At 35.4% G+C, this 2441-nt stretch carries 3 protein-coding genes and 1 pseudogene; 1 reads left to right on the top strand and 3 read right to left on the bottom strand.

Translation table 11 applies throughout. The features are described from left to right. Window positions 1–351, top strand: a pseudogene (locus tag HMPREF0666_RS18370) (IS1380 family transposase); the annotation flags it as partial. 209 nt (window positions 352–560) lie between these two features. Here HMPREF0666_RS18370 and HMPREF0666_RS15670 read toward each other — a convergent pair. From HMPREF0666_RS15670 to HMPREF0666_RS15680, 3 genes are all read right to left on the bottom strand, one after another. Further along, window positions 561–1601, bottom strand: coding sequence for a hypothetical protein (locus HMPREF0666_RS15670; RefSeq protein ID WP_009013371.1), 1041 nt, complete (start codon window positions 1599–1601; stop codon window positions 561–563). Window positions 1602–1603: 2 nt separating this feature from the next. Beyond that, window positions 1604–2050 carry a lysozyme gene (locus HMPREF0666_RS15675; protein WP_369750564.1) on the bottom strand — a complete coding sequence of 149 codons (447 nt, stop codon included), beginning with the start codon at window positions 2048–2050 and terminating at the stop codon, window positions 1604–1606. 108 nt (window positions 2051–2158) lie between these two features. Further along, window positions 2159–2441 (bottom strand): transposase (locus tag HMPREF0666_RS15680; protein WP_232214149.1); only part of this gene is annotated, 283 nt, incomplete at its 5' end.

The following is a 2441-nucleotide window of genomic DNA, read 5'->3' on the forward strand; positions in this document are numbered from 1 at the left end:
CCAATGCCTGGGTGTCTACCGANAAGGACATCATTACATTCTATAATGAGCTGGGGCAAGTGAAAAGAACTTCGACATACAGAACAATGACTTTGGATGGTCACATCTGCCATTTCCTTTATGGCTGAGAACATGGTTTTCATGATGGTTACCGCCATGCTGAAGAACTTCTATCTCTATCTCGTCCGTCATATCAGCGAAAAGGTCAAGCCGCTGAAAAAGACAAGCAGACTGAAAGCCTTTATCCTGCATTTTGTCAGCGTACCAGCAAAATGGGTGAGAACGGGAAGGCAGAACGTTCTGAACCTATATACAAATAAAACATACTACTCTGAAGTATTCCTTGAATAAACAGTATTTCTTTGTGGATATCATATCCCCCATTGGGTTTGGGTGGGGGGATTTCATGCCTATGCAAGAACCAAGAACCCCAGAAAAGTCCCAAATCAATGGATAAATACCAAAATGTCACGTCAATATATAAAAGTAGATTGCAAAGAATAATGCTGAGGAATTGAGGTTATAATGAAATTAAAGAGTATTCCTATTGGTTGGTTATTCTATTTTTCGATAATTTTACCGTCATCCCTAATTATATAAGTTTTAACTTTCTGCGAAGAATCTATAAATGTAGTTTTAACCTTAATAGAAAAGTTTTTGTCAATTCTAAAGGATGTAATCTCCTTAGACTCATCACTATCTGGTTCAAACCAAATTCCTTCAACATAGAGGTTTGATATGATGGTATTATTCTTGATAGATAGTAAAAAAAATCGATAGTCAAAATCCCCACAATCCATTGGAACCAAAATCAAATATATATCGCCTTTATTGGGCAACGGTAGGTACCTGAGTTTGTTCCCTGTATCACAAAGAAATTCAGAAACACCTTTCAGGTACTTACTTTCTATCAAATTGTATTTTACTGTCTTTATGTCAATACGCTTATCGTATGGCAATGTTTCGTTACTCTTTGCCAAGAGACTCTTATTCGTAATTGCCCTAAGGGATTTATTGTGCATATCCTCCGTATTGGAATAAAATCCACTTTGGGGATTCTTATAATGTAAGACAAATTCTCTTTTATATATCAAGAACAGATCTTTCCCATTACAAGGTATTGTTTGCCATAAAGTATAATCCTCCCAATCAAAAGCACCATTCTCTTCATCCAAATATTTTTCTATTTGTAAATATGGTATTGAATCTTTAATATTTAATGAAAACTCTTTATTGGCTTTAATGAAATAGTTATGTAAATCTTTTATGTAATATCGGGTATCATACATAAAATAGGATATGGGTCTCTCTTTATGTTGGCTAAAAAGAATTTTTTGTTTTCCATTAATAATAAACGTGTCCTTGTTTGTCTCTACTTTTGGAGGAACTGAGAGTCTCGTTAATAAGGAGGAAGCTGCTTGTGAGTCTGAATTATATATATTATCTATTGATATAAATTGCCAGTTAATACGTTCTCCTACACAAGAAGACTTCACTTCTTGTTCTGAATAAATTTCTCTTTGCTCAGATACATACACTTTCTTTGAAGGCGCTTTACATGCACATAGAGCTGATAAAAGTAAAATAATAACACACCTCATATCTAATTGTTTATGTAGTTGCTGTTGTTAAAGATGTCAACTTCTTTAAGTCTTCTGTTTCTTAAACCTTTTTCTGATGCCGTTCCTCTATTGATGATGTCCTTGAACTCCTCTGCTGCTGCTTGGTATTCTTTGTTCTCCAAGTGTGTGAACAACTTGGGTGCTTTAAGATCTACTCCAGCATTATACAACAAGCTAACCAAGGCATCAAATTCACATTGGAATAAAGGGACTTTCACTCGCTTTCTTAACCCCTCTTCTGTTACACTAAGGTCAGATATGAATAAATCGTTTGCCTCTTGCTTAGTTATACCATTTCTATATTTCTTTGGCATAGAATTGTTTTTAACAAGTTCTTCAACACTTCTCGAACTAATAAGATGCCCATATCCAATTGTTGCATGGTTCTCAGAATCATTACATGAGACCTCTGCAAAACCTTCATTTATAGAGAAATTCCCATTTAGTTGTGTTTAGAAGCATATTCCAACGTGTTTATTGTTATAATTGATGCCGTAAAACGATTATTATCATCTATATTTGTGTCCAATTTTCTTTTATTTGAGAGCATTGGACACAATTATCCCTGGCGTTCGATATAAGTTGTAGGCAACAGCCTCCATAATATGCTGTGCATGTGTTTTGGCAAGTCCTACATATCTTGCCGTACCTCCCCTAAACCATCTGTGTATGGAACCAAAAGTGCGTTCCACCCTGTACCTAATTTTACTGATAGCCACATTGACGCGTTTCTCTCTTTCTGTAATCTTATGCGCCCTTGTTCCTTTGTGCATATGCGACTTTTTAGTTTCATTCGAGCAAGTGTCTCCTTGTTTTCTG

It is taken from the genome of Prevotella sp. C561 (assembly GCF_000224595.1).
In the GTDB taxonomy this organism is placed as follows: domain Bacteria; phylum Bacteroidota; class Bacteroidia; order Bacteroidales; family Bacteroidaceae; genus Prevotella; species Prevotella jejuni.

Bases quoted from the DNA above. Each gene is read 5' to 3' on its own strand.
- HMPREF0666_RS15670 (WP_009013371.1), bottom strand. From the start codon at position 1,601: ATGAGGTGTGTTATTATTTTACTTTTATCAGCTCTATGTGCATGTAAA.